This is a genomic window from Vibrio sp. Isolate30, from assembly GCF_022397975.1.
Lineage (GTDB): Bacteria > Pseudomonadota > Gammaproteobacteria > Enterobacterales > Vibrionaceae > Vibrio > Vibrio fortis.
In genome coordinates, this window is record NZ_JAKEUS010000004.1 from 1 (window position 1) to 25,170 (window position 25,170).

The window sequence follows — 25,170 nt, forward strand, 5'->3', positions numbered from 1 at the left end:
GAAAACGTGAATGCATCTAAGAGCCGTATTAAAGACACAGACTTCGCGAAAGAAACGACGCAAATGACTAAGTCGCAAATTCTTTCTCAAGCGTCTAGCTCGATTCTTGCTCAAGCGAAGCAAGCACCGAACTCAGCACTTAGCCTACTTGGCTAATTGAAAGCAAAATTAAAATTGAAAGCTAGGTGGTCAAACACCTAGCTTTCTTTTTATTGAGTGAATTTACCGAATAATGAATTGTATTAATGATGTGGGCAGTATCATTCAGGTGTATGCAATTTGTGTTGAAGGGACAACACAAGCGGTGAGTTGGGGTAAACCTAACTAAACGGAATACAACTTAATGGTATCGATACAAACAAATATATCTTCCTCAATCGCTCAGCGACATCTTGGTGAAGCACAAGGCCAAGCCGTTGACGCTCAATCAAAGCTGCAGTCAGGCTCTCGTATCAATGCGGGGAGTGATGACGCCGCAGGCCTTCAAATAGCCAATCGACTTAAAGCTCAGACTCGAGGCATTGATACTGCGCTGTCGAATGCGACCAATGCGAATTCTATCGCACAAACCGCCGAAGGCGCGTTGCACGAAAGTACCAACATGCTTCAAAAGCTCCGTGATTTCGGATTACAGGCGTCCAATGGTGCATTAAGTCAAGATGAACGCGAAAGTATCCAGATTGAATCGGAGGCGTTGATCGACGATCTCGATCGTATTGCATCATCAACGACCTTTGCCGGGGATGAACTATTTAATGGCTCTTTTGGTAAGCGTAACTTTAACCTTAGTCCCGACTCGAACGCAGTCTCCCTGACGCTAAAGAGTATGTACACCAATATCCCACAAATGGGCGGATATTTTACTGAAGCAAGCAGCAATGTGGATGAGAATTGGCGTGTTACCGCTAATAATCAAGACTTAAGTGTCAGCTATCAAGATAGCAATGACGAGTCGCAGGCGCTCGATTTTAAGCTCAAAGAGGGCGATGATATCTATCAGGTAGCCACCTATATTAACGGCCAGCAGGATGTGGTTAGAGCTTCGGTGAACGAGGAACATCAGCTGCAATTATTTTCAGCCCATGCAGATTCACCTCAAGGTTTCGAAGTCACAGGTAGTGCCGCGAATGTCTTTAATTTTGATGATTCTCAGGCAATATCATTAGATGACGTGGATATGACGACGGTTGGTGGTGCCCAGCTTGGGGTTGCGGTAATTGATGCTGCATTGGGTTATGTGGATGGGCATCGCAGTGAAATCGGTGGTTTCCAAAATGGCGTCAGCCGCACAATGAATAGCCTTAATAATACCTTTCATCATATCGCTGACTCAGAAGGGCAAATCAAAGATACCGATTACGCTAAGCTAACTACTGAGTTAACCAAATCTCAGATGCTTGAACGCGCGACATCAACGCTGCTTGCACAAGCAAACCAAGACACTGGCACTGCATTATCTTTGTTGAGGTGATTTTCTTAGGACAACAAAAAACGCAGCCGTGAGGCTGCGCTTTTTGAACTTTTGAAATGCTAAGTAGAGATTACTTAGTCACTTTCAGAACTGGAGTTTCACCTACAGTTACAGAACCAGCAAGTTTGTTCAGCTCTTTGATTTCATCCATGTTAGAGATAACAACTGGAGTAAGAGTTGATTTTGCTTTTTCTTCTAGAAGCGCTAGGTCGAAAGTGATGATAGTGTCACCAGCTTTAACAGTTTGGCCTTCTTCTGCTACACGAGTGAAGCCTTCGCCTTTAAGTTCAACGGTATCGATACCGAAGTGAACGAATAGCTCAACACCGTCGTCAGACTCGATAGAGAATGCGTGGTTAGTTTCGAAGATTTTACCGATAGTACCGTTAACTGGAGCTACCATTTTGTCGCCAGCTGGTTTGATCGCGATGCCGTCACCAACGATTTTCTCAGCGAAAACAACATCTGGCACGTCTTCGATATTTACGATTTCACCAGAAAGAGGTGCGATGATTTCGATTGCACCAGCGTCAGCGCTGTCATCAGATACTAGCTTCTTAAGTTTGTCAAACAGACCCATTGTGTCATGCTCCTAACGTTTAGTTTTATTCTGTAGAATATACTATACCAATCTAGCAAATTAGACGACTATTTTTAGCCGTCTAATTTGATTAAGCATAGATGATTACTGAGATTTTTCAGCGATGAATTTGTCTACAACAGCTTGGATTTCAGCAGCAGTTGGTAGAGAAAGTGCTTCTTCAGCCATAGCTTTTACTTCTGCGAAGTTAGAGTTACGGATTACTTTCTTAACTTTAGGGATAGAGATACCGCTCATAGAGAACTCATCTAGACCCATACCTAGTAGAAGCAGAGTTGCACGCTCGTCGCCTGCTAGCTCACCACACATACCTGTCCATTTACCTTCAGCGTGAGACGCATCGATAACCTGCTTGATTACTGTAAGAACAGCAGGTGACAGTGGGTTGTAAAGGTGAGAAATCATCTCGTTACCACGGTCTACAGCAAGTGTGTACTGAGTAAGGTCGTTTGTACCGATAGAGAAGAAAGCAACTTCCTTCGCTAGGTGGTGTGCGATAGCTGCCGCAGCTGGTGTTTCAACCATTACACCGATTTCGATCTCTTCGTCAAATGCTAGACCTTCAGCGCGAAGCTCAGCTTTGTACTCTTCGATAGCTTTCTTCAGTTCACGGATCTCTTCTACAGAGATGATCATTGGGAACATGATACGAAGCTTACCGTGTGCAGACGCACGAAGGATACCGCGTAGTTGGTCACGTAGGATTTCGCGACGGTCTAAGCTGATACGTACTGCACGCCAGCCTAGGAACGGGTTCATCTCTTCTGGAAGATCCATGTATGGTAGATCTTTGTCGCCACCGATATCCATAGTACGGATGATCACTGACTCGCCGTTCATTGCTTCCGCAACTTCTTTGTACGCTTGGTACTGCTCTTCTTCAGTAGGAAGTGCATCACGGTCCATAAATAGGAATTCAGTACGGTACAGACCAACGCCTTCACCACCGTTACGGATGATGCCGTCACAGTCTTTAACAGTACCGATGTTACCGCAAACTTCTACACGGTGGCCGTCTAGAGTCTCAGCGTGTAGATCTTTAAGTTTTGCTAGCTCTTCTTTTTCAGCTAGGAATGCAGCTTTAACTGCTTTCGCTTCTTCAAGTTCAGCTTCTGATGGGTTGATAACAATCTTGTTATTCATCGCATCAAGAATAAGCATGTCGCCATTCTTCACTTTCTTAGTGATATCGTTAGTACCAACGATTGCAGGAAGCTCTAGTGAACGCGCCATGATAGATGTGTGAGATGTACGACCGCCGATGTCACAAGCAAAGCCTAGTACGTAATCTAGGTTGATTTGTGCAGTTTCAGATGGCGTTAGATCGTAAGCTGCTAGGATAACTTCTTCATCGATATCGCTTAGAGAAACGATGTTGATGCCTAGAGCGTTTTTAACAAAACGAGTACCGATATCACGGATATCAGTTGCACGTTCTTTTAGGTATTCGTCGTCTAGTGACTCAAGTGCAGATGCTTGCTCTTCGATAACAGTGTGGATTGCGTTATCTGCGTGCATCTTGTCGTTCTTGATAAGTGCTAGGATTTCTTCCTCTAGCTCTTCATCTTCAAGAAGCATGATGTGACCTTCAAAGATCGCTTCTTTTTCTTCACCGAAAGTCTCAAGCGCTTTTTGCTTAACAATTTCTAGTTGAGCTGAAGATTTGTTACGAGCGTCAAAGAAACGCTGAACTTCCGCTTCAACTTGGTCTTCAGTGATAGTGTTAGTGTTTAGAACGATTTCATCTTCTTGAAGTAGTAGTGCTTTACCGATAGCAATACCAGGAGATGCTAGGATACCTGAAATCATAGCTTTACCTTAAGTTGGTCAACTGTAAACGGGAGAGTGTGTGACTTTTACCGCTGGGCACTTGGCCGAGCTTATTCTGTTCTATTTCGAACAAAGCCACTTTGCAGGGCAAAATGGCTTTGAAAGAAGAAGACCGAATTAGTGTAGTTGGTCCATTAGAGCAACTAGGTGGTCTACAGCTTGCTGAGCTTGTGGGCCTTCAGCAGAAATAGAAACTACAGTACCTTTAACTAGGCCTAGAGTTTGTAGTTTGAATAGGCTTTTAGCGCTTGCGCTTTTACCGTTAGAAGTCACAGTGATGTCTGCGTCGAAAGATTTTGCTTCTTTAACGAACTGTGCAGCTGGACGAGTGTGAAGACCGTTTTCTGCTGTGATTTCTACTTGCTTCTCGTACATTTTATATACCCCAATTAATTTATTATTTGTAAAGTTTATAACCAAGTTTAGCTTAACTTCTTTAACGCGTATGCGCCAGAGTGTAGTACGCCATGTTCGTGTTTGAACAGTTTGGTTAAAATTTTATCCAGCCATGGTGCTCTTTTGACGAGAACTCACGACCTTCAGAATCTGGTTTATTGCTTCTTTTATTTTGAAGCGAAAAATAAAACAGGGGTGATATTACCAAAGGTGAGGCAGGGATCAACAAAAAAGCCCCAATTAGGGGCTTTTTTAGACCAAATATTGATTTGACCACATATTACTGTTGGTTCTCTTTGTCGGTAAAAATGCCGGCAAACAGGGCTGTGCTGAGGTATCGTTCACCTGAGCTTGGTAAAACTGTAACAATTGTTTTCCCAGCAAATTCAGGTAGTTCCGCTAGACGGTTTGCTGCAACGACTGCTGCACCAGAAGAGATACCCGCTAGAATGCCTTCTTCTGCCATTAGGCGTTGTGCCATTTCGATTGCTTCTTCTGAAGTAACAGATTCAACACGGTCTACAAGCTCTAAATCAAGGTTACCAGGGATGAAACCTGCGCCGATACCTTGGATTTTGTGCGGTGCTGGTTGAATTTCGTCACCCGCAAGTGCTTGTGCAATTACTGGAGATTCTGCTGGCTCAACCGCTACAGAAGTAATTGCTTTGCCTTTCTCACCTTTAATGTAACGGCTTGTACCTGTAATTGTACCACCCGTACCTACACCTGCTACAAACACGTCGATCTCACCGTCTGTTGCTTCCCAGATTTCAGGGCCAGTCGTTTTCTCGTGGATTTCTGGGTTTGCAGGGTTGTTGAATTGTTGAAGAAGTAGGTATTTCTCTGGGTCGCTTGCCACAATTTCTTCTGCTTTAGCAATCGCGCCTTTCATACCTTTAGCCGCTTCTGTTAGCTCAAGGTTAGCACCTAGTGCTTTAAGCAGCTTACGACGCTCTAGGCTCATTGACTCAGGCATAGTTAGCGTTAGTTTGTAACCACGAGCAGCCGCAACAAAAGCAAGAGCCACACCTGTGTTACCACTTGTTGGTTCTACAAGCTCTACGCCTGGCTTAAGAGTGCCAGCTTTTTCAGCTTCCCAAATCATGTTCGCACCGATACGACACTTAACACTGAAGCTTGGGTTACGAGCCTCTACCTTAGCGAGTACATTACCTTTACTTACTTTGTTCAAACGAACCAGTGGAGTGTTACCGATCGTAAGGGAGTTATCTTCGTAAATCTTGCTCATGGAATATTCCTTCATTTGATGACAGAACTAAACGCGGCATATCAATGACTTAGTCGTCCCGTTTATTTCAATGTTTGTTTAAGTTGAATTTAGATTAAACAAGTTGAAAAAAAGGTAAAAGGATTAAAAAGTTATATCATATAGATATGTAGCAGAATGCACGCCCATTTTGATAGAAATTAGTGATTCAACAAAATAGGCGTGAAATAGGGGAGATTAGCGAAGGTGAGTAAATTGACCTTTGTGTTCAGACACCCACATCGCTGTCGCACCACAGACAGCAACAGGCACAACAATCAAATTCAGAATTGGAATGGTTGTGAAGATAGAGACGAGAGCACCAAAACCGTAGCTTTTACCTTGCTTTTGTTTCAATGAGCTTCTCATGTCATCAAAGCTGATCTTATGATTATCGAATGGGTAATCTGCATACTGGATTGCTAGCATCCATGCAGTAAAGATGAACCACAAGAACGGCGCTACGGTCTGGCCAAGTGCAGGAATAAGTAGAAGTAAGAAAAGACCGATTGCTTTTGGCAAAGTGTAAACGAGCTTTCGCCATTCGCGAGCTAGAATGCGCGGTGTGTCTTTAACCACGTCCATTAAACCATCGTCATTCACTTTTTTGCCTGTTAATAGCTCTTCTACCTTCTCTGACAGTAAACCGTTAAATGGCGCAGCGATGAAATTCGCTAACGTACTGAAGAAGTAAGAGAAGGTTGCCAGTATTGTCAGTGCTAACAATGGCCACAGAACATAAGTCAACCAAGTAAGAAAGCTAGGAAGACCTTCTAGCCAACCATCAATCCATGTATTGAGGTTAGAAAAGATGTAAAACAGCGCGCCGCCAACCAGCAATACGTTTGCAAGTAAGGGCATTAGCACAAATTTACGAATACTTGGAGAGAGAGCGATTTTAGCGCCGAAGATGAAATAGCCGAAGCCAGAGCGAGGAATCGATAAATTAGTCATATTGGAATATCAGCTCACATAAGGAGGAGTTGGTTAAATAGCAAACACCTATAGTGTACTCGACCGATATTAAGAAAAAAAGCGTGGTGAAAATCACACCAACTGAGGAACTTATTGTATTAAGTTGTTCTAAAACAGTAGCTACTTTTGATACAGTAGTGAGATTGGTCAAATTAACCTAACTGATATAGCAACCCAAAAATTCAGGGTGGCTATGAAAGCTGAGAGCGAAAAATGCAGGAATTGCGATTTGTACTCATTATTGTTGGCGCACTAGCGATCGCCGCATTATTGTTCCACGGATTGTGGACGAGTAAAAAAGAAGGGAAAGCCAAATTTGGTGATAAACCACTTGGCAAGCTCGACAACGACAGCTTAGATGACGTGGGCACAATGCCAGAGCGCTCTTTCGCGCCAGAAGACGACTTCGAGATCATTCGTAAAGAGCGTAAAGAACCAGACTTTGCTGTATCACCAACAAATGCAGACCCATTGATTGATTCAGATCCTCTAACTTCAAGCCCATCAGCGAAAAGTGAGCAAGAGGAGCTTGAACTCAATGACCTGCCTTCTTTCAGCGTCGAAACGCCAGCTAAAGAAGAACCTGAACTTCAAAGCGACGCCCCTGTTGAACCAGCAGTTCCAAGTTTTGAATTAACGGAAGAGCAAAAAGAGAGTCACGCCGACTTTAAAGAGCACTATGGTGCCATGTCGCAAGAGCCTGCTTTCGAAACTCAACCTTTGCATCAAGAAGAGGTTGAGCCAATTGTTGAAGCAGCTGTTTCAACGAAGCCTGAAGAAGCACAAGAAGATGACTTGGGCTTAGAAGTGATTGTATTGAATGTGCATTGTGCGGGCGAGACGCCATTTGTCGGTACTGAGCTTTTCCGTAGTATGGAAAACAACGGCTTAACCTATGGTGAGATGTCTATCTATCACTGTTTCGCTGAAGCAGCGGAAACACCTAAGGTGATCTTTAGTGTGGCGAATATGATGCAGCCTGGTACGTTAGAGCATGACAACCCTGCAGACTTTACCACAAAAGGCATTTCATTCTTTATGACGTTGCCTTGCTACGGTCAGGCGGATCAGAACTTCAACGTGATGTTGAGCGCGGCGCAGAAAATTGCTGACGATTTGGGTGGTAATGTGTTGGATGAATCGAGAAACCTGATGACACCAAACCGCCTGTCTGAATACCGTAAACAAATTCGTGATTTTATGACTAGTCAAAGCGCTTAGTAGTCAATATAAGCCTTACAGTTAATCTATAATGATAGAAAGGGCTCCTGATGGGGCCCTTTTTAATATTTCAATCCGACAGAGAATGATATGAAAGAATCCATTCAAAGTACTTTAGAGCAGTTAAAAGAGACTCTGCACTATCATGCCGTTCGCTACTACGTTGAGGATAGCCCAGAGATCCCCGATGTAGAATATGATCGATTAATGCAACAACTGCTGAAGATTGAGCAAGAAAATCCAGAACTGGTCACAGTAGACTCGCCAAGTCAGCGTGTTGGCGGTGCGCCACTAGATGGCTTTACCCAAGTGACACACGAAATTCCGATGCTCTCTTTAGACAATGCTTTCTCTGACGAAGATCTAGATGCCTTTAATAAGCGCATGTCTGACCGTGCTCCTCTGGCTGATCTAACCACATTTTGTTGTGAGCCGAAGTTAGATGGCCTAGCGGTGAGTCTTCTTTATGAAAATGGCACGCTCGTTCAAGCAGCCACACGTGGTGACGGTACCACGGGCGAAAACATCACTGAAAACGTGCGTACGATCAGTTCAATTCCATTGAAGCTTCAAGGTAAAGGCTGGCCAACACGCATTGAGGTGCGTGGTGAAGTCTTTATGCCAAAAGCTGGTTTCGACAAACTTAATGAGCAAGCGCTGAAAAAAGGCGAAAAGGTTTTTGTTAACCCTCGTAACGCGGCTGCAGGTAGTCTACGTCAGTTAGATTCTCGTATTACAGCTAAGCGTCCATTGGCCTTTTACGCTTACAGTGTTGGTGTCGTTGAAGGCGCTGAGCTGTCTGAGAGCCATTACCAACGCTTTCTTCAATTAAAGGGTTGGGGCTTACCTATGTGCCCTGAAACTAAGCAACTGAGCTCACTGAACGACGTAAAAGCGTATTACCAAGATATCATGACTCGCCGCGATGCTCTGGCTTATGAGATTGATGGCGTAGTAATCAAAGTCGATAATATCGCAGCGCAAGAAGTTTTGGGTTTTGTTGCTAGAGCTCCGCGTTGGGCGATAGCGTATAAATTCCCAGCACAAGAAGAGATCACTTTACTTAACGACGTAGAGTTCCAAGTAGGCCGAACGGGTGCGATTACACCTGTAGCGAAGCTGGAGCCGGTATTTGTTGGTGGTGTAACAGTGAGTAACGCGACCTTGCATAACGCCGATGAAATAGAGCGCCTAGGGGTTATGGTTGGGGATAGTGTGATTATCCGCCGTGCAGGTGATGTTATCCCTCAAATTGTTGCTGTCGTTGCTGACCGTCGTCCAGATAGCGCGAAAGAGATTGTTTTCCCAGAAGCATGCCCTGTATGTAGCTCTGCTGTCGAGCGTGTTGAAGGAGAGGCGGTCGCGCGTTGTACTGGTGGTCTTGTGTGTCAGGCGCAACGTAAAGAGGCTCTAAAGCACTTTGTGTCTCGCAAGGCTTTGGATGTTGATGGCTTGGGTGAAAAAGTCATAGAGCAATTGGTTGACCGTGAAATGGTTGAAACCCCAGCAGATCTTTTTAAGTTAAGTGCAGGTGTGCTCACGGTATTAGATCGCATGGGACCTAAGTCGGCTCAAAATGTGGTGAATGCGCTAAATAAAGTCAAAGAAACAACATTGGCGCGCTTCTTGTACTCTTTGGGCATTCGAGAAGTCGGTGAGGCAACGGCGATGAACCTTGCGCAGCACTTTAAGTCGCTGGATAAGGTTCAAGCCGCTACTCATGAACAGCTCGTAGAAGTGCAAGATATTGGTGACATTGTTGCTAGTCATATTACAAGCTTCTTCTCGCAAGAGAAAAACCGTGAAGTAGTTGATAAGCTTTTAGAGCTTGGGCTTACTTGGCCTGCAATAGAAGCGCCAGTAGAGGGACAGTCACTGCCATTAGAAGGCAAGACTGTCGTATTGACTGGTTCGCTATCTCAGTTAGGGCGTAGCGAGGCTAAAGCCGCATTACAAGCACTTGGTGCGAAAGTAACAGGCAGTGTTTCTAAGAAAACAGACATTCTTTTTGCTGGTGAAGCTGCCGGTTCTAAGTTAGCAAAGGCACAAGATTTAGGCATCGAAATAAGAAATGAGCAAGACTTAATCGACCTACTTTCGTAAGCAAACTGCTCTAAAAAAAGCTAAAAGGCACTCCCATTGTGGAGTGCCTTTTTTGTTTCTCATGCTTCAGTCATTGACTTTTTATACTTCGAAAAAATTGTTGCTATATTATGCGCCATTTTCGGTCTGTGACTTTGCTCAACATTAAGAAAATAGCGTAATAATGCTTATTTATTTGCGAGTCATATCTCTTTATATAAAATGAAATTTTAATTAACTGGTTGATTTTTATGCTTTTTATTTGGTTGTATTAATGTGGTTTGGATTTTGTCGATCGGGATCACTAAGTCATAGATAAATTTGCACCAACTCATATTTTTTTAGATGAAAATTAAGTTCTCATTGATCTTTTTAAGGGCAAAGTTAGTCTTATTGTCATGGATGCACGCAGTGTATACCCAGTAAGGAAAAAGAGCCTCGGGCGGTTAGAGGTTCTAAACAAGAAAAGGTATTTCTCTCTACGGCGGCCAACTTTAGGTGAGAAATAATCAAACAGCTATATCCATTTTTAGGAGTTTTATTCCATGGACAAATTTTTCAAAGTATCTGCGCTAACTGCAGCTATGGTAGGTGCACTATCAGCTGCTCCAGCAATGGCAAATGATCCTATCGGCCCAGAGTATGCTAGCCAAGCATCTGAGTTTTTCTCTGAATCAACGATTAGCGGTAACCTGAACTTTTTCATGCGTGCTCGTGATCGTGGCGATGTTGACGCTAACGGCAACGATACCCCAAAAAAGACTAACTTAGACCACGGTTCTATCTTCGCTAACCTAGGTTTCCACTCTGGATATGTTGCAGATGTGGTTGGTTTTGATGCGGTTATCTACAGCACATTCGACATGTGGGCTGGTGAAGAGACAGGCGGTTCTTTCGAGCACGAAATGAACTTCTTTGATTGTGACTCAGCATATGGTGCAGCTACTGGTTGTGATTCTTACAATACTGACAACGGTGTTTCTTTCGCAAAAGCCGCTCTAAAATTCAAGTTTGGCGAAAATGTAAATGCTCAACTTGGTTACTTCCAACCAAGTGTGCCAAGTACGCTAGGTGTTAACTGGTCATTTGCTCCAGGTACTTACCGTGGTGGTGAAGTAGGCGGTAACTTCGGTGACCTATCTGTTGGTTTGGTTTACGCGGACCAATACAAAGCGCCTTGGTTTAAAGAAACTTACGAGTTCCGCGATGGCTCTTTCTGGGGAAGCCCAGGTAAAGACGTCGGTGATGTTTACTCTGTAGGTGCTCGTTACACTCTCGCTAACGGTATCTCTTTTGATACTGGTTACGGTGCTCTAACAGACGGTGATCGTAAAAACTTCCACGTTAAAGTGAAAGGTACAACAGACGGTGGTTTATACTGGTCTCCACAACTTTATGTTGTTGAAGACGATAACCAATTCGATAGCACAGCATTCCAGGCTGCATTACTAACCTCTAAATCTGTTGGTCAGTACAGCTTCCGTGCAGAAGCAACATATACTGTAGCTGATTCAGAAGATACACGCGGCAACGTTGGTAACATGTCTTACCGTCTGACTGAGCAATACGGTGGCTCAAACGGTGCGTACGAAATCTGGTGGAACAACCGCTCTGACTTTAACCACGATGGCGAGTATGCGTTCTTCCTATCTTCATCTCGTGACTTCTCAGATGTTGGTGGTACAGGCTTTAGCGCTGGTGTAAGCGGTGCATACGGTGCAGGTGCGAAGGCTGATGGTTACGATGAGTTAGTTGAATACGCTTACAGCTTCTTCGCTAACTACGCAATCCAGGCTGGTGCACTTAAAGATGCTAACATTAGCTTCTACTACACTAACTTCTTCAACGATTCAGATGCTCCAAACTGGACTGGCTACTCTAACGCTTTCCAAGACGAGACTGACTTTAAACTAGCGCTAACAATTCCATTTGGCGTTAAATAATCGAAGTTAGATTAGATAAAGCTGGGCATTTGCTCAGCTTTTTTGCTTTCTAGGAGGTATTGATGAAACGTATTATTTCCACTCTAATGTTTACCTTAGTTTTATCTGCTTGTAGCCAAACACCAAAAACAGCTGCTGAGTTTTGGTACGGGCAGGGGGAGCGCTTCGGATTGCATGGTTATGCCATAAACAATGATTCGCTTGAGAGCGTTAAAGAGAAAGTGCCATTTGATGAAGACGCATACAAAGAGGGCTATTTGAAAGGAAAAGCGGAATATTGTGACCCATTTAAAGCGTTCGAAAAAGGGATTCGAGGTACTCGGTATACAGGCCAGTGTGAAGGCATGCCAAATGAAGATATGCTCAAAGCTGAATGGCAACGAGGTTGGGATACATTTATCGGTGCTGATTTCTACAGGTTTCGATAACCCAAAAACTAGGCAAGCGAGGTTTGGTAGCCTGCTTGCCTATTTTTGTTATTGATGTGTACCACCATGAGCTTTACACAATTCGCGAGGAAGGTGTTTGACAACACCATCGCTAAATGTACATTGCACACCAGCTCCAAAAACCTTTCCGGCGTTTTGATTTGCCAACGCGAGCGGTGTCGAAAACATAAATACTGTTGCTAACGCTAGAGTTAAAACTTTCATCATTGTTATCCTTTTCTTACTTACCAAAAATGAAATAAATAGCATTCAAACGTCATGCTTAATATCACAGTATGTACATGGTCAATAAAAGATCAAAATAATATATAAATTTTAAATGAAAAATAACAATGGATTATTTCAGTAAATTAATCAGTAACTTATTGAAATTGCGTTGTGTGACTTTCCTTAAATTTGCTCTTTCAACTGAAAATCCGGAAAAACTGACCATAATTCGTAGACTTTATTTTCTCTTATTATCTTTGCTACGCCTCACGTCTATTTGAGTGTATGATTTGAGCTAAATGTGATGGTGTATGAGTGGGGTAAACTTCCTCGCTCTGCTAATGATTTGAGTAATATCATGAATATAAGTGAAGTTGCTAAGCTAACCAATTTATCTACTAAGTCGATTCGTCTTTATGAAGATAAGGGCGTAATTTCTGAGCCGATGCGATCAGAAAACGGCTACCGGACATACACCCAGAAGCAAATAAAAGAGTTAAGTGTGGTTGCGAAGGCGCGCAGCGCCGGTTTTTCTCTAGAAGAGTGCAAAGAGCTGGTTGCTTTAGCTGATAATCCTTGCCGAGAAAGTGCCGATGTTAAAGCGAAAGCTCAAAGCAAGCTGGATGAAGTGAATCGAAAAATCGCAGATTTGATGGCAATAAAGACGACATTAGAGGGGTGGGTTGAGAAGTGTCCAGGGGATACCAACAGTCATTGCCCGATCATTGATGATCTTGTTGATGAGTAAGAAAACAGGCCATTAGCACGTGCGCAGCGTTAATGGCCCTGAGTTCACTTGTTGACTGGCGCGATGGTAAGAACAATTCCATCAACAGCTGTCACAACGACTTCGGTTCCTGCTGTTATATCTGTCGCAGCAATGGCTGACCAAGTGGTGTCACCGAGCCGGATTCGACATTGACCTTTCTGGATGTCGTCTTCTAGCCGAGTTGTTTTTCCTATCAGCTGTTTATCGCGCTGATTGAGTACTCGGGTTTTATCCGATTTACGATCACTTTTTAACTGTCTACGCCACCATAACCAAGTGGTTATTAAAGAGAAGCTAGCGAAAGAGAGCCATTGCATCTGCCAGCTTAGCGGTAAGGCACCCAATAGAGTACCGACAATCATCGCTGAAATACCAATCCAGAGAAAATATCCCGCAGTACCTAGTAACTCCAGCCCAAGTAGCAGTAAGCCAAAAGCAAGCCAGTGCCAATGGTTTACCTGATCTAATAGCTCAATCATGCGCTACTCCTTGTTGTTCGATCCTTTGTGTGAAAACATTTCTGCAATACCTGCAACAGAACCCATGAGTCCTGACGCTTCTAGCGGCAACATGATGATCTTACCATTTTCAGCTTGGCCAATCGATTTAAGTGCATCGGTATAGCCCTGAGCGATAAAGTAATTTACAGCTTGCATGTCACCTTGAGCTATCGCAGTTGACACCATTTCTGTCGCTTTCGCTTCCGCTTCTGCAGCACGTTCACGCGCTTCTGCTTGTAGGATTGCAGCTTGTTTTTCACCTTCAGCTTTTAAGATCTCAGACTGTTTATGACCTTCAGCCTTTAGGATCTCAGCTTGACGAACACCTTCAGCCTCTAAAATATCAGCACGTTTATTACGCTCGGCCTTCATTTGAGCGTTCATTGCTGCTGTAAGGTCTGCTGGTGGTTGTACATCTTTAATTTCGATACGAGTAACTTTGACACCCCAAGGGTTGGTTGCTTCATCGACAATGGTTAGTAGCTTGCTGTTGATCATGTCACGTTGGCTGAGCATTTCGTCGAGCTCCATAGAGCCAAGGACGGTACGAATGTTGGTGAGTGTTAGATTACGAATCGCGTGTTCAAGATCGTTAACTTCATAAGCGGCTCTTGCCGCATCGATTACTTGTACGAAACACACAGCATCGATAACAACATTAGCGTTATCTTTAGAGATCACCTCTTGTGCTGGAATATCTAATACGCGCTCCATCATGTTGATCTTTTGACCAATGCCATCAATGAATGGAATGATTAAATTTAAGCCCGGCTTTAGGGTTTGGGTGTAACGGCCGAAGCGTTCAACGGTCCAGTTATTCCCCTGAGGAACGGTTTTTACACCCGCAAAGATAAATAGAAGGGCAACAACGGTGAAGCCGCCGATAGTAATCAGAGTATCAATAGCCATACAAAATCCTTGTTTAAACGAGTCTTTGATTTTACTTTAAAGATAGTGGCTTAATTTTGTACTCTGGGCAAATTTATAAATGAGAAATGAGCCATAAAATATTGATTTTATGGCTCATTTTAAGTTTTTTCTGTTTGGCTGACTTATTATTTTATTGAGTCATTACGCAGTAATTCAGTCTAGTATAGCAGTGAATAGAGCTGTCGACGGTATTTACTCGCACTCGCGTTACCTTGACCGAGTGCGCTTAGAATATCCATGAAGCTCTTTTTCATGTCGCCATCCAGTGCGTTTAAGTCCTTCATTAGAAACGACCACAACAGTTCAAGTGCTTCTTCGCTACGATTGACTTGATGATATTGCAGCGCAAGCTCCGCGGCGATTTTCGCATCGCTAGGATTGGATTGTAGGCTCGCTTCCAATGCTTGGATTTCAGGGCTATCGGCAGCTTGTTTATGAAGTTCGAGTTTTGCCACTAAGCCTTTGAAGTAATTGTCTTGATACTCCAGTGGGATGGTAGCAAGTTGTGCCTCAGCCAGATCAAACTGTTGTGTCTCAAGAAGGCACTCTGCAATGGCTAGTTTGACTTCACCTTTTGCGGTGAGTTCTTCTGGTAACTGCTGCATCGCAGTAAGAGCTTGCAGGTGTTCTCCTGCTTGCATCTGTTCTAGAGCTTGGCGAAGCACTAACTCATCTTGGCTAGGTAGATGCTTGCTTAACATACCAACAATGGCTTCTAATGTTTGCGGACCGCCTAGGCCATCGACTGGTTGGCCATTAACGAATAGAGCAATAGTAGGTAGCGCTTGTACACCAAACTGGCTAGCAATTGCTTGTTCTTGCTCGCAGTTTAATAGTGCCAAAGTAAATGCACCATTGTACTGCTGAGTTAGCGTTTGCAAGTCCGGAATGATCTGAGCGCTTTCTTGGCTCATTGGTGCCCAAAAATGGATCAGAACAGGAGTCTGCATCGAACCTTCTAATACCTGACGAAAGTTCTGTTCATTGAGTTCAACAATATGCGGCGATTGCATCGGCGTTCCTTGAGTTTAATTGAGTGCTAACAATGATATGGGGTCAGTTGGTTGAACTTCAAGGTGACAAGAGCAAGAGAAAGTAGGGTGTGAAGATAATAAAAAACGCTACGTTTTCTGCGCCGTTTATGTAGCGCGAAAGCATAGCGTTAATTACCAATCAGGTTGGAGGTGCAATTCCTGTCAGTACTCAAAACAGTAAAAACAGGGTGATGGCAACACTCACACCAACCCAGTTTAAGGTGTTAAGAGTCATGAATGTACCTTCAATGGATACATCAAGCAGGGGCGCTTGATGCTATGATGTGAATCATGACATCTTATTGTTACGAACAAATTACATCGTTACATTATTTTTGCGATTTATTCGATTATTTGTTGTTAGGCTGCTTTACGTAGAATGGGATCTAACCAACGGTTAGGCAGCAGACGTTTCAGGACTGCAAAGATCTTCGTCGGCGTCGTGACTCGATAACGTAATTTAGGTCTGTCAGCAGTGAGTGCGTGATAGACAGGCTCGATACAGCTCTCAGGTGGCAATACGAAACGGTTGCCGGATGTTTCGTTTTCCAGTCTCTGTTGTTGCTGTTGATAGTACTGACTGTGGACACTATCGGTTGGGTTAATCCAACGGTTAAACGCTACTAGCGCGTTGCGTCTAAACTCTGTTTCAATCGGCCCAGGCTGAAGCAATGAAACATGGATACCACTACCATGGAGCTCCAACCTAAGAGTGTCTGTCCACCCTTCAATTGCAAATTTGGAGGCGTTGTAAGCACCACGATATTTCATCGCTGCGAAACCAAGTACTGAGCTGTTTTGAATAATTCGCCCTTCGCCACGCTTGCGCATGCTAGGAAGTACCAAGCGAATTAGGTGATGCCAACCGAAAAAGTTGGTTTGGAATTGATCTCGAAGCCCTTGTGTCGGCAGGTCTTCTAGCGCGCCTGGTTGGCCGTAAGCACCATTATTAAACACGGCATAAAGACCATTGGGAGCTAATGCGAATGCTTGCTCAACCCCTTGCTCAATGCTTTGCTCGCTATTGAGATCAAGTTGAACGCAGTCTAACCCCTCCTGTTGGAGCTTGAGGACGTCTTGTTCGCTACGGCATGAAGCGATGACATGAAAGCCCCTTTCTTTGAGTGCGTGAGCACAAGTGTAGCCAATACCTGTTGAGCATCCAGTGATCAATATTGATTTCGTCACGGTCGTTCCTTTCCTAGGGTCTGTTACCTTTCCCTAGGTTAAAGGAATTAGTCTTGATGTTGTAATAAGTTTTTCAACGCAGGCTCAATTCTTGAGTAACTAAATATAAAACCCATCTCGGTGAGTTTCTTTGGCTTGGCGCGAATGCTATCGAACAATAGGCAAGAGGATTCCCCCATCATTAGAGACATTGCCCATTTTGGCGTGAACAGTATGTGTGGGCGGCCAAGTTGCTTGGCTAAGGTGCGACTGAACTGCTTGTTGGTTGCTGGGTGAGGCGCGCACATATTGAATTCCCCTTGTGCATGGGGCGTGTTGAGTAGGTGATTGATCGCTCTGATCATATCGAGGAGGTGGATCCAAGGCATATATTGTTTCCCTGATCCCAACGGCCCACCCAAGCCAAGTTTATAAGGTAAGAGCATCTTCTTTAGTGCGCCACCATGTTCTCCCAAGACGATCCCCGTTCTGAGTAACACGACCCTGGTGTTTTCTGATTGAGCGCGCTTGGCTATCTCTTCCCAGTGCGCACACACTTTATGAGGGAAACTATCGTCTGAAACATGCAGTGCTTCGTCAAAAGGGTGTTCTTGTTGATCTCCGTAATAACCGACGGCTGAGCCACTAATAAATACCTTCGGTGGAGTGGTACTCGCGTGAATCAACTCAACGATTTTCTCGGTAATATGCCAACGACTTTGACAGATACGCTCTTTCTGTTGTGAGCTCCAGCGCTTATCGGCAATGGGCTCACCAGCTAAATTGATTACAGCATCAAAGTTATTGAGATCGGAAAGGTCATCCAATGAAGTGATGTAGTGAAGATTATTTTGGTTGAGGTGGCTGAGTGCACTCTGGGCTTTTGACGGATCTCGAGTGAGCAGTGTCACTTCATCTGTCTGCCAGCTTTTGATCAATTCTGAGCCAATAAACCCAGTACCACCCGTCAACAATATCTTCATACTAACCTCCTCTCAATTTATTAATTATAGACCCGGCTTGTTTTAGTCTGCCAACCAATACGCAGAAAACTATATAACGATCATAAGGTTTCATTCATGTGATAACGCAAAGAGTGGATTAAATAACGCGTTAACTTTAGTGAGTGGTTGTGCTCACAGTTTGGCGAAAATGTTTCAATATGTTACGAAGTGCTTAATGCGAGTCACATAACGGCAGAGGATAATTTGTCATGCTTATTTGAGAAGTGACACTCAATGTGTGGTTAATTTACTCACACTAACTCGATAGCCAAGGAGATTTGATGACAGCGATACTCGCTTTGATGAAAGCCATGCTCGGTAGCTTAAGAGACTTGCTGCCTATTGTCGTTGTTATTGCATTCTTTCAGTTGGTGGTGCTCCAAGAGCCTTTACCCAATTTGTTCTCAATTTTGACTGGATTGCTGCTGGTTGTATTGGGGCTGACCTTTTTTATCTTTGGGTTGGAAATGGGGCTTTTTCCTATTGGCGAGTCGATGGCACAAGCGTTTGCCCGTAAAGGCAGCGTAGCTTGGCTGTTAGTTTTTGCCTTCTGTCTAGGCTTTGGTACCACCATTGCAGAGCCTGCGTTGACTGCGGTTGCGGATGAGGCTGCAGAAGTTGCCGCAGAGGGAGGTGTGATTCCAAACTCCCACCAAGAGATGGAAGAGTATGCGAATGGTCTAAGAGTCACGGTGGCACTCTCTGTAGGCTTAGCCATAGTTCTTGGTGTGCTGCGCATCCTAAAAGGTTGGCCAATTCACTTTATGATTATTGGCGGCTACGTTGGTGTCGTTATTCTTACCGCGTTTGCACCAGAAAACATCATCGGCATCGCTTATGACTCGGGTGGGGTAACAACATCCACCATTACTGTTCCTCTTGTAACTGCGTTGGGGGTGGGGTTGGCGTCTTCGATAAAAGGGCGTAATCCGATGATTGATGGCTTTGGATTAATAGCGTTTGCTTCCCTTCTGCCAATGATGTTCGTAATGGTGTACGGAATGGTGATCGCATGATGAGCCTGAATCTATTCATCGATACATTCTTGGGTACGGTCACTGATGTGATCCCGATTGCTGTCATTATCTTTGGCTTTCAGTTGGCGGTACTCCGCAAGCCCGTGACGAATCTGATGCGAGTTATTCTTGGCTTCTTCTATGTCATATTGGGTTTAACCCTCTTTTTAATGGGACTTGAGCTCGCACTGTTCCCGTTGGGGGAGACGATGGCAATGCAACTGACGGCCCCCGACTTTTTGAGCAACTTTAAGATCAGTGATGGTCAGCAACTCGGTTGGTTTGACTATTATTGGGTTTATCTTTTTGCTTTCTTTATTGGCTTTAGCACAACGATAGCTGAGCCGTCTCTCATCGCTGTGGCTATCAAGGCAAATCAGGTCTCTGGTGGTAGCATTAGCGTCAACGGCTTGCGTATCGCGGTCGCGTTAGGGGTTGCTATTGGTATCTCTTTAGGGAGTTATCGAATCGTCGCCGGTGACCCAATTCATTACTACATTATTTGTGGCTATGTGGTGGTGGTCATTCAGACTTTTTATGCCCCGAAGCTGATTGTGCCTCTGGCATACGATTCCGGTGGGGTAACAACATCAACAGTGACAGTTCCATTGGTCACCGCACTCGGGCTCGGTTTGGCTTCTACAGTTCCGGGCAGAAACCCGGTTATTGACGGCTTTGGGCTGATTGCCTTTGCAAGCCTATTCCCCATTATTTCTGTGATGTGTTATGCACAGATCACTCAATGGCTCAATCAATCACAGCAAATTCAAACCCAAGAAGCTCAACCACAACCACAAGAACAGAAGGAGCATTAGATGCGTTTCAAACTCATTTTAGCCTTTGTCGAGGATAGTAAAACAGACATTGTTCTCGATGCAGCGCGCGGTGCTGGGGCGACAGGCGCGACGGTAATCAACAATGCTCGTGGAGAAGGACTCAATCAGAAGCGAACCTTCTTTGGGCTAACCCTAGAAGTACAAAAGGATGTGTTGCTGTTTGTGGTTGAGGAGCACCTTTCCCGTCATATTCTTGAAACCATTAGTGAAGTGGGCGAGTTCGACCAAGAGTCGGGGCAGGGGATAGCAGTACAGATCGACGTTGAAGATGCGGTCGGTGTGGCTCACCAAGTTGAAACATTAACCAAGGTTGTTGAGGACAAGCTATGAGCGAACAACAAACGATGTGCGTCGCTGACGTGATGGCAAATACCTACATTATTGTGGATGGACTGATCACCGTTGATGAAGCGATCAGATTGGCAAGGCAACATCAGGTCAAAGCGTTGATTGTGGACAAACGTCACGATGGTGATGAGTACGGCATTGTGTTAATGAATGATATCGCTAAACAGGTGTTAGCGAAAAACCGCGCTCCGCAGCGCACCAATATTTACGAAATCATGACTAAGCCTGCGCTGAGTGTATCCGCTGACATGAACGTGAAGTATTGCGCGCGATTGTTTGAACGCTTTGGTGTGAGCAGAGCTCCGGTAATTCAAGAAGGAAAAATTATCGGTATGGTCAGTTACAATAATATCGTGATAAACGGTATGGCAAAGGATGACGTAAAGTAAGTGTAGCCTTACAATAGACCCATAGTTTTTATGGAGATGTACGCGTGAAATTATTTTTTGCTTCCGACTTACATGGTTCGCTACCAGCGACTGAACAAGTGCTTGAGCTTTATAAAGCATCTGGTGCTCAGCATCTGGTGCTATTAGGTGATACCCTAAATCATGGGCCAAGAAACCCAGTCCCTGAAGGCTACTATCCTCCAGCTGTTGCGGATAAATTGAATGAGTTTGCTTCGCAGATTATAGCGGTAAGAGGAAACTGTGATAGCGAAGTGGATCAGATGCTGCTTTCATTCCCTATGATGATGGACTACTCATGGGTATTGTTGCCGACTGGACAGCGTATCTTTTTGACTCATGGCCACCTGTATAACACCAACAAGCGTCCACCATTGAATCCTGGTGATGTGATCGCTCATGGCCATACTCATATTCCAGTAGCAGAGTATCAAGATGAGGTATTCATCTTTAACCCAAGCTCTGTTACCTTCCCTCGCGACGGTCATCCAGCGAGCTACGGCCTTTATGAAAACGGACTGTTTTCTGTTGTGAGCTTTGATGGTGAGACTTTAAAGAGCGGCAGCCTTTAGTTGTGTCCGCTCTTAAGTGACTCTGAGCCTTTCTTTAACATAGAACAAAAGGCTATTTCGAATCGACGTGGCCTAAGTCTCGCTCTGGAGCAATGATATTTCGAACTCGCTGTTTGAGTATTTTTGCTTCAGGGAACCCGCCTTCAGCTTTCCTATCCCAAATTTGTACACCATTACAAAAGATCTCAAACCGACCGCCGGTATCTGGACAAAGTGTCACAGCACCAAGCTCTTCACTAAACGTGTGTAGAAGCTCTTGTGATAACCAGCTGGCTCGTAACATCCAATTGCACTGACGACAATAATGAATACTGACCGTTGGTTTATTAGAAGCGTGATTAAGAGTGGTTTGTTCCATGTCATTTTCTCTCATCGATGGTTTAGATTTGGTAGATACTTAGATAGCAAAAAGGGGCATCATGCCCCTTTTTTATCGTAATTATCGAATCACTTAGTTCGAAAACAATACCGTAGAACCGTGGTTCAAGCTAGTTAACAGCAGTGCCTTTGGATTTACAATATCAATTCTTCGACTTTGCTCGGCATCCATTTTGATGACCTGAGTGATCAAATCCAACTGTTGTTGCGAGAAGTCTTGGCGCTGTGCTGATGTAACGTCTTTAAACTCAGTTGGTGACACAAGTAAATAATTGTCGTTGATGTCCCATTGCCCTGTCTCTGAAATATTGATGACATTCGCTGGTGCGGTTTCTGTGCCGTACAGTCGAACAATAGACATTCTTAGGTACGTACCATTTGGTAGGTACTTAGCGTTTGAAGATAGTTCAACCTTGCGCAGTGGACCAATAGTGTCCTCTTGCTTATTTTCGGTTATCAGAGTCACCATCTTTGACTGCCATTCATGTGCAGTTAGTAGGCGCTCAACCTTAGCGTCGCTGCCCCAGTACAACCAACCACTAAATAATGCAGATGCTACGAGTAACGCGAGTGAGATTTTTAATTTCATATTACTGATCACCCTTACAAATTTCACTTAGGTCGGTTTGGTTAGCGTAAAGTCTCAGCGTGATATTCTCACTTGAGTATTCTTGTGCATGAATGTAGTTCAGCGCCAAGTTATTGGTTTGGCCACCAGTCGCAATGATCTGAATCGGCTTAAGCTGTCCGCCATGTTCTGCATTGTAGTGAGTCACACACTTTTCAATAGCAGGAATCCAGCCTGATAAATCTGGGTGATTAATTGGTGATAGGATTTGAACGCCATCTACCTCAGCCAGAGTACGGAACTCAGATTCGGCAGGATTCGTGAAAGTAACAACTAAGATAGGCATTAGAATCGCTAGGAAACCAAGTGCGCGGTATAGCCATTTGTTTTCTGCAGGCGATGCTGCCTTAGTAGCCGTGCTTTGACTAGGAACCTCAGGCTTAGCGGCCGGTGTCGGAGGTACAACTGCCTCAACTGCTGCAGTTTCAACCGTTTCTTCAGCAGGCATTTGTGCGGAGCTCGTCGCTTCTACTGCAACTTCTTGTTTTTCAATAGAAGCTGTTTGATCGCTTGATGAAAACGGTGCTGAGCGCTCTACTGTCGCGATGAACTGGTAACCACGCTTTGGCACTGTTTTTACGAACTCAGGAGATTTTGTTGAGTCTTTGAGCATTTTACGCAGCGTTGAGATCGCTTGAGTCAAGCTTGAGTCATCGACTTCAAAGCCTTGGTCTCGCCATACGTATTCGTGAAGCTCATTGCGAGTGATCACTTCATTCGGTCTTTCTGAAAGCATAAGGAGAATGCGGCTTTCATTGCTGCCTAAGCGGACGATTTCACCTTCATTGGTCTGATCAACGAGGGAGTTACTATTAGGGTCAAATACAAATCGCTGCGCGAGAATAAACTTTGTGCCGATATTGCTCATTGAACTCTTCTATGTTTTTGAATGGTTTTTTGGATGCGAAATAGACAAATTACGAAGGAATTCAGCTTCAATTCCATCTAAATCATGATTCTTTTATGTTCTTTTATATTTATGATCCTTAGCATAATAAAAACAGATCAAAAAAACAGTGTTTTTATGATTTTTGACCTTGAATTTACAATTGTCATCCTCATGTTAATGAACATGCTAGGGTGGACAAAACAGAATATCCTCCCGATTTTGACGTTTTAAGTATAGATGTTTTGGAGTAAAAATGAGCGAAACAGCAACGCAAAATAAAGAGACTCGTGGCTTTCAATCAGAAGTTAAGCAGTTGCTTCACTTAATGATTCACTCACTATATTCAAACAAAGAGATCTTTCTTCGCGAATTGATCTCAAACGCATCTGACGCGGCAGATAAGCTGCGTTTCCAAGCATTATCAAATGGTGACTTGTACCAAGGTGATGCAGACCTTGGCGTGAAGCTTTCTTTTGATGCTGAAGCAAACACCCTAACCATTTCAGATAATGGTATCGGTATGAGTCGTGAAGATGTAATCGAGCATTTAGGTACGATTGCAAAATCAGGTACAGCAGACTTTTTCTCTAAGCTTTCTGAAGACCAAAGCAAAGATTCTCAACTGATTGGCCAATTCGGTGTCGGCTTTTACTCAGCATTCATCGTTGCGGATGCAGTAACTGTTCGTACACGCGCTGCTGGCCTAGCAAACGACGAAGCCGTTCAATGGCACTCTGCGGGTGAAGGTGAGTACACGATTGAAACTATCTCGAAAGAGTCTCGTGGTACTGACATCATCCTTCACATGCGTGACGAAGGTAAAGAGTTCCTGAATGAGTGGCGTCTGCGTGATGTCATCAGCAAATACTCTGATCACATCGGTATTCCAGTTTCGATTCTAACTGCGGTAAAAGATGACGAAGGTAAAGATACCGATGAGAAGAAGTGGGAGCAAATCAACAAAGCTCAAGCACTTTGGACTCGCAACAAGTCTGATATTACCAAAGAAGAGTACCAAGAGTTCTACAAGCACGTTTCTCACGACTTTGCTGATGCGCTAACTTGGAGCCACAACAAAGTTGAAGGTAAGAACGACTACACAAGCCTGCTTTACATCCCATCTAAAGCACCTTGGGATATGATGAACCGTGACCACAAGAGCGGCTTAAAACTATACGTACAGCGTGTATTTATCATGGACGATGCGGAACAGTTCATGCCATCTTACATGCGTTTCGTTCGCGGCCTGATTGACTCAAACGATCTACCTTTGAACGTTTCTCGTGAAATCCTGCAAGACAACAAGGTCACTCAGTCTCTACGTGGCGCATGTACTAAGCGCGTGCTGACAATGCTTGAGCGTATGGCGAAGAACGACAACGACAAGTACCTTGAGTTCTGGAAAGAGTTTGGCCTTGTAATGAAGGAAGGCCCAGCAGAAGACATGGCAAACAAAGAGAAGATTGCCGGCCTACTGCGCTTTGCTTCAACTGAGGTGGATTCTTCTGAACAAGCAATCAGCCTAGCGTCTTACGTTGAACGTATGAAAGAAGGCCAAGATAAGATCTACTACCTGACGGCAGACAGCTACACAGCAGCGAAAAACAGCCCTCACCTAGAGCAATTTAAAGCGAAAGGTATTGAGGTTGTGTTGATGTTTGATCGTATCGACGAATTCTTGATGAACTATCTAACAGAGTTCGACGGTAAGCAGTTCCAATCGATTACTAAAGCTGGCCTAGATTTAAGCAAGTTTGAGGGTGAAGAAGAGAAAGAGAAGCAGAAAGAGACAGAAGAAGAGTTCAAATCTGTTATCGAGCGCACTCAATCTTACCTAGGTGATCGTGTTAAAGAGGTTCGTACAACGTTCAAACTGGCAAACACGCCAGCAGTGGTAGTAACGGATGATTTTGAAATGGGTACGCAAATGGCGAAGCTTCTTGAAGCAGCCGGTCAAGCGGCTCCTGAAGTCAAATACATCTTTGAGATTAACCCTGAGCATGCACTTGTTAAGCAAATGGCTGACGAAGCAGACGAGCAAGCGTTTGGTCGTTGGGTCGAGCTTCTACTGGGTCAAGCTATGCTAGCTGAGAAAGGTTCAATGGAAGATCCATCACAGTTCTTGGGTGCAATCAATGAACTGCTGTCGAAACGTTAAGCTTTCGACTTTGGGCTAAAAGCCTAATTGCACTAAAAAGCTCGCAAATGCGGGCTTTTTTGTTGAACGTCGTTGAACGGTCGTCATTAGGT

General features: G+C 44.2%; 27 protein-coding genes and 1 pseudogene. 14 read left to right on the plus strand and 14 right to left on the minus strand.

Annotation, left to right across the window (positions count from 1 at the left end; genetic code table 11):
- Both L1D60_RS12170 and L1D60_RS12175 read left to right on the plus strand, forming a co-directional pair.
- Positions 1-156 (plus strand): flagellin (locus L1D60_RS12170; protein ID WP_256859724.1); only part of this gene is annotated, 156 nt, incomplete at its 5' end.
- A 187-nt stretch (positions 157-343) separates the two neighbouring features.
- Positions 344-1,471 carry a flagellin gene (locus tag L1D60_RS12175; RefSeq protein ID WP_239841296.1) on the plus strand — a complete coding sequence of 376 codons (1,128 nt, stop codon included), beginning with the start codon at positions 344-346 and terminating at the stop codon, positions 1,469-1,471.
- A 70-nt stretch (positions 1,472-1,541) separates the two neighbouring features.
- Here the strand turns inward: L1D60_RS12175 and crr are convergent, their stop codons facing one another.
- The 5 genes from crr to cysZ form a co-directional block, all read right to left on the minus strand.
- Entirely contained in the window at positions 1,542-2,051 is a 510-nt protein-coding gene (crr, locus tag L1D60_RS12180; protein WP_032551815.1) for a PTS glucose transporter subunit IIA, read from the minus strand.
- A gap of 105 nt (positions 2,052-2,156) precedes the next feature.
- Positions 2,157-3,881 (minus strand): phosphoenolpyruvate-protein phosphotransferase PtsI, encoded by a 1,725-nt coding sequence (gene ptsI, locus L1D60_RS12185; protein WP_239841297.1) that lies wholly within the window; start codon positions 3,879-3,881, stop codon positions 2,157-2,159.
- 138 nt (positions 3,882-4,019) lie between these two features.
- On the minus strand, positions 4,020-4,277 hold the full coding sequence (locus L1D60_RS12190; protein WP_032552209.1) for an HPr family phosphocarrier protein: 258 nt from the start codon (positions 4,275-4,277) through the stop codon (positions 4,020-4,022).
- Positions 4,278-4,578: 301 nt separating this feature from the next.
- On the minus strand, positions 4,579-5,547 hold the full coding sequence (cysK, locus tag L1D60_RS12195; RefSeq protein WP_032551817.1) for a cysteine synthase A: 969 nt from the start codon (positions 5,545-5,547) through the stop codon (positions 4,579-4,581).
- Positions 5,548-5,763: 216 nt separating this feature from the next.
- Positions 5,764-6,519, minus strand: coding sequence for a sulfate transporter CysZ (cysZ, locus tag L1D60_RS12200; RefSeq protein WP_032551818.1), 756 nt, complete (start codon positions 6,517-6,519; stop codon positions 5,764-5,766).
- A gap of 234 nt (positions 6,520-6,753) precedes the next feature.
- Here cysZ and zipA point away from each other — a divergent pair, with 234 nt between their 5' ends.
- From zipA to L1D60_RS12225, 5 genes and pseudogenes are all read left to right on the plus strand, one after another.
- A complete protein-coding gene (zipA, locus tag L1D60_RS12205; RefSeq protein WP_239841298.1) occupies positions 6,754-7,761 on the plus strand; it encodes a cell division protein ZipA in 1,008 nt (335 codons plus the stop codon).
- A 90-nt stretch (positions 7,762-7,851) separates the two neighbouring features.
- Positions 7,852-9,864, plus strand: a complete 2,013-nt coding sequence (gene ligA, locus L1D60_RS12210; protein WP_239841299.1) for an NAD-dependent DNA ligase LigA — start codon at positions 7,852-7,854, stop codon at positions 9,862-9,864.
- A 436-nt stretch (positions 9,865-10,300) separates the two neighbouring features.
- Positions 10,301-10,402, plus strand: a pseudogene (locus L1D60_RS12215) (DNA ligase); the annotation flags it as partial.
- Positions 10,389-11,786, plus strand: coding sequence for an OprD family porin (locus tag L1D60_RS12220; RefSeq protein ID WP_239841300.1), 1,398 nt, complete (start codon positions 10,389-10,391; stop codon positions 11,784-11,786). The pseudogene L1D60_RS12215 and the gene L1D60_RS12220, both read left to right, overlap by 14 nt.
- Before the next feature lie 62 nt (positions 11,787-11,848).
- Positions 11,849-12,214 (plus strand): DUF2799 domain-containing protein, encoded by a 366-nt coding sequence (locus L1D60_RS12225; protein ID WP_239841301.1) that lies wholly within the window; start codon positions 11,849-11,851, stop codon positions 12,212-12,214.
- Between the two features lie 48 nt (positions 12,215-12,262).
- On the opposite strand, the gene L1D60_RS12230 is transcribed toward L1D60_RS12225, so the two are convergent.
- The gene (locus tag L1D60_RS12230) at positions 12,263-12,442 is read right to left on the minus strand and encodes a hypothetical protein (protein ID WP_239841515.1); all 180 of its coding nucleotides are present in this window, start codon (positions 12,440-12,442) and stop codon (positions 12,263-12,265) included.
- Positions 12,443-12,800: 358 nt separating this feature from the next.
- Between L1D60_RS12230 and cueR the strand changes: the two genes are divergently transcribed.
- Positions 12,801-13,190 carry a Cu(I)-responsive transcriptional regulator gene (gene cueR, locus L1D60_RS12235; RefSeq protein ID WP_239841302.1) on the plus strand — a complete coding sequence of 130 codons (390 nt, stop codon included), beginning with the start codon at positions 12,801-12,803 and terminating at the stop codon, positions 13,188-13,190.
- Between the two features lie 44 nt (positions 13,191-13,234).
- Here the strand turns inward: cueR and L1D60_RS12240 are convergent, their stop codons facing one another.
- The 5 genes from L1D60_RS12240 to L1D60_RS12260 all read right to left on the minus strand — a co-directional run bounded on the left by L1D60_RS12240 (position 13,235) and on the right by L1D60_RS12260 (position 17,825).
- Positions 13,235-13,690: an NfeD family protein gene (locus L1D60_RS12240; RefSeq protein WP_239841303.1), complete on the minus strand. Its 456-nt coding sequence runs from the start codon at positions 13,688-13,690 to the stop codon at positions 13,235-13,237.
- A 3-nt stretch (positions 13,691-13,693) separates the two neighbouring features.
- Complete coding sequence (locus L1D60_RS12245) at positions 13,694-14,620, minus strand: SPFH domain-containing protein (protein ID WP_239841304.1); 927 nt, start codon at positions 14,618-14,620, stop codon at positions 13,694-13,696.
- Positions 14,621-14,799: 179 nt separating this feature from the next.
- On the minus strand, positions 14,800-15,654 hold the full coding sequence (locus tag L1D60_RS12250) for a co-chaperone YbbN (RefSeq protein WP_239841305.1): 855 nt from the start codon (positions 15,652-15,654) through the stop codon (positions 14,800-14,802).
- A 381-nt stretch (positions 15,655-16,035) separates the two neighbouring features.
- Positions 16,036-16,863 carry an SDR family oxidoreductase gene (locus tag L1D60_RS12255; protein WP_239841306.1) on the minus strand — a complete coding sequence of 276 codons (828 nt, stop codon included), beginning with the start codon at positions 16,861-16,863 and terminating at the stop codon, positions 16,036-16,038.
- A gap of 47 nt (positions 16,864-16,910) precedes the next feature.
- Positions 16,911-17,825: a TIGR01777 family oxidoreductase gene (locus L1D60_RS12260; RefSeq protein ID WP_239841307.1), complete on the minus strand. Its 915-nt coding sequence runs from the start codon at positions 17,823-17,825 to the stop codon at positions 16,911-16,913.
- A 302-nt stretch (positions 17,826-18,127) separates the two neighbouring features.
- On the opposite strand from L1D60_RS12260, the gene L1D60_RS12265 reads away from it, so the two are divergent.
- The 5 genes from L1D60_RS12265 to yfcE are packed head-to-tail and all read left to right on the plus strand — an operon-like array spanning position 18,128 to position 21,025.
- On the plus strand, positions 18,128-18,862 hold the full coding sequence (locus L1D60_RS12265; RefSeq protein ID WP_239841308.1) for a DUF1538 domain-containing protein: 735 nt from the start codon (positions 18,128-18,130) through the stop codon (positions 18,860-18,862).
- Positions 18,859-19,677: a DUF1538 domain-containing protein gene (locus L1D60_RS12270; RefSeq protein WP_239841309.1), complete on the plus strand. Its 819-nt coding sequence runs from the start codon at positions 18,859-18,861 to the stop codon at positions 19,675-19,677. The genes L1D60_RS12265 and L1D60_RS12270 overlap by 4 nt, the downstream gene beginning before the upstream one ends.
- A complete protein-coding gene (locus tag L1D60_RS12275) occupies positions 19,678-20,028 on the plus strand; it encodes a P-II family nitrogen regulator (RefSeq protein ID WP_239841310.1) in 351 nt (116 codons plus the stop codon).
- Positions 20,025-20,435, plus strand: coding sequence for a CBS domain-containing protein (locus L1D60_RS12280; RefSeq protein ID WP_032551831.1), 411 nt, complete (start codon positions 20,025-20,027; stop codon positions 20,433-20,435). Before L1D60_RS12275 ends, L1D60_RS12280 begins: the two co-directional genes overlap by 4 nt.
- A gap of 44 nt (positions 20,436-20,479) precedes the next feature.
- Positions 20,480-21,025, plus strand: coding sequence for a phosphodiesterase (gene yfcE / locus L1D60_RS12285; protein ID WP_239841311.1), 546 nt, complete (start codon positions 20,480-20,482; stop codon positions 21,023-21,025).
- 52 nt (positions 21,026-21,077) lie between these two features.
- On the opposite strand, the gene L1D60_RS12290 is transcribed toward yfcE, so the two are convergent.
- The 3 genes from L1D60_RS12290 to L1D60_RS12300 form a co-directional block, all read right to left on the minus strand.
- Positions 21,078-21,383, minus strand: a complete 306-nt coding sequence (locus tag L1D60_RS12290) for a SelT/SelW/SelH family protein (RefSeq protein ID WP_239841312.1) — start codon at positions 21,381-21,383, stop codon at positions 21,078-21,080.
- 93 nt (positions 21,384-21,476) lie between these two features.
- Positions 21,477-21,992, minus strand: coding sequence for a regulatory protein ToxS (locus L1D60_RS12295; RefSeq protein ID WP_032551835.1), 516 nt, complete (start codon positions 21,990-21,992; stop codon positions 21,477-21,479).
- A gap of 1 nt (position 21,993) precedes the next feature.
- Complete coding sequence (locus L1D60_RS12300; RefSeq protein WP_239841313.1) at positions 21,994-22,899, minus strand: transcriptional regulator; 906 nt, start codon at positions 22,897-22,899, stop codon at positions 21,994-21,996.
- A 274-nt stretch (positions 22,900-23,173) separates the two neighbouring features.
- Between L1D60_RS12300 and htpG the strand changes: the two genes are divergently transcribed.
- On the plus strand, positions 23,174-25,078 hold the full coding sequence (gene htpG / locus L1D60_RS12305; RefSeq protein WP_239841314.1) for a molecular chaperone HtpG: 1,905 nt from the start codon (positions 23,174-23,176) through the stop codon (positions 25,076-25,078).
- Positions 25,079-25,170: the final 92 nt, after the last annotated feature.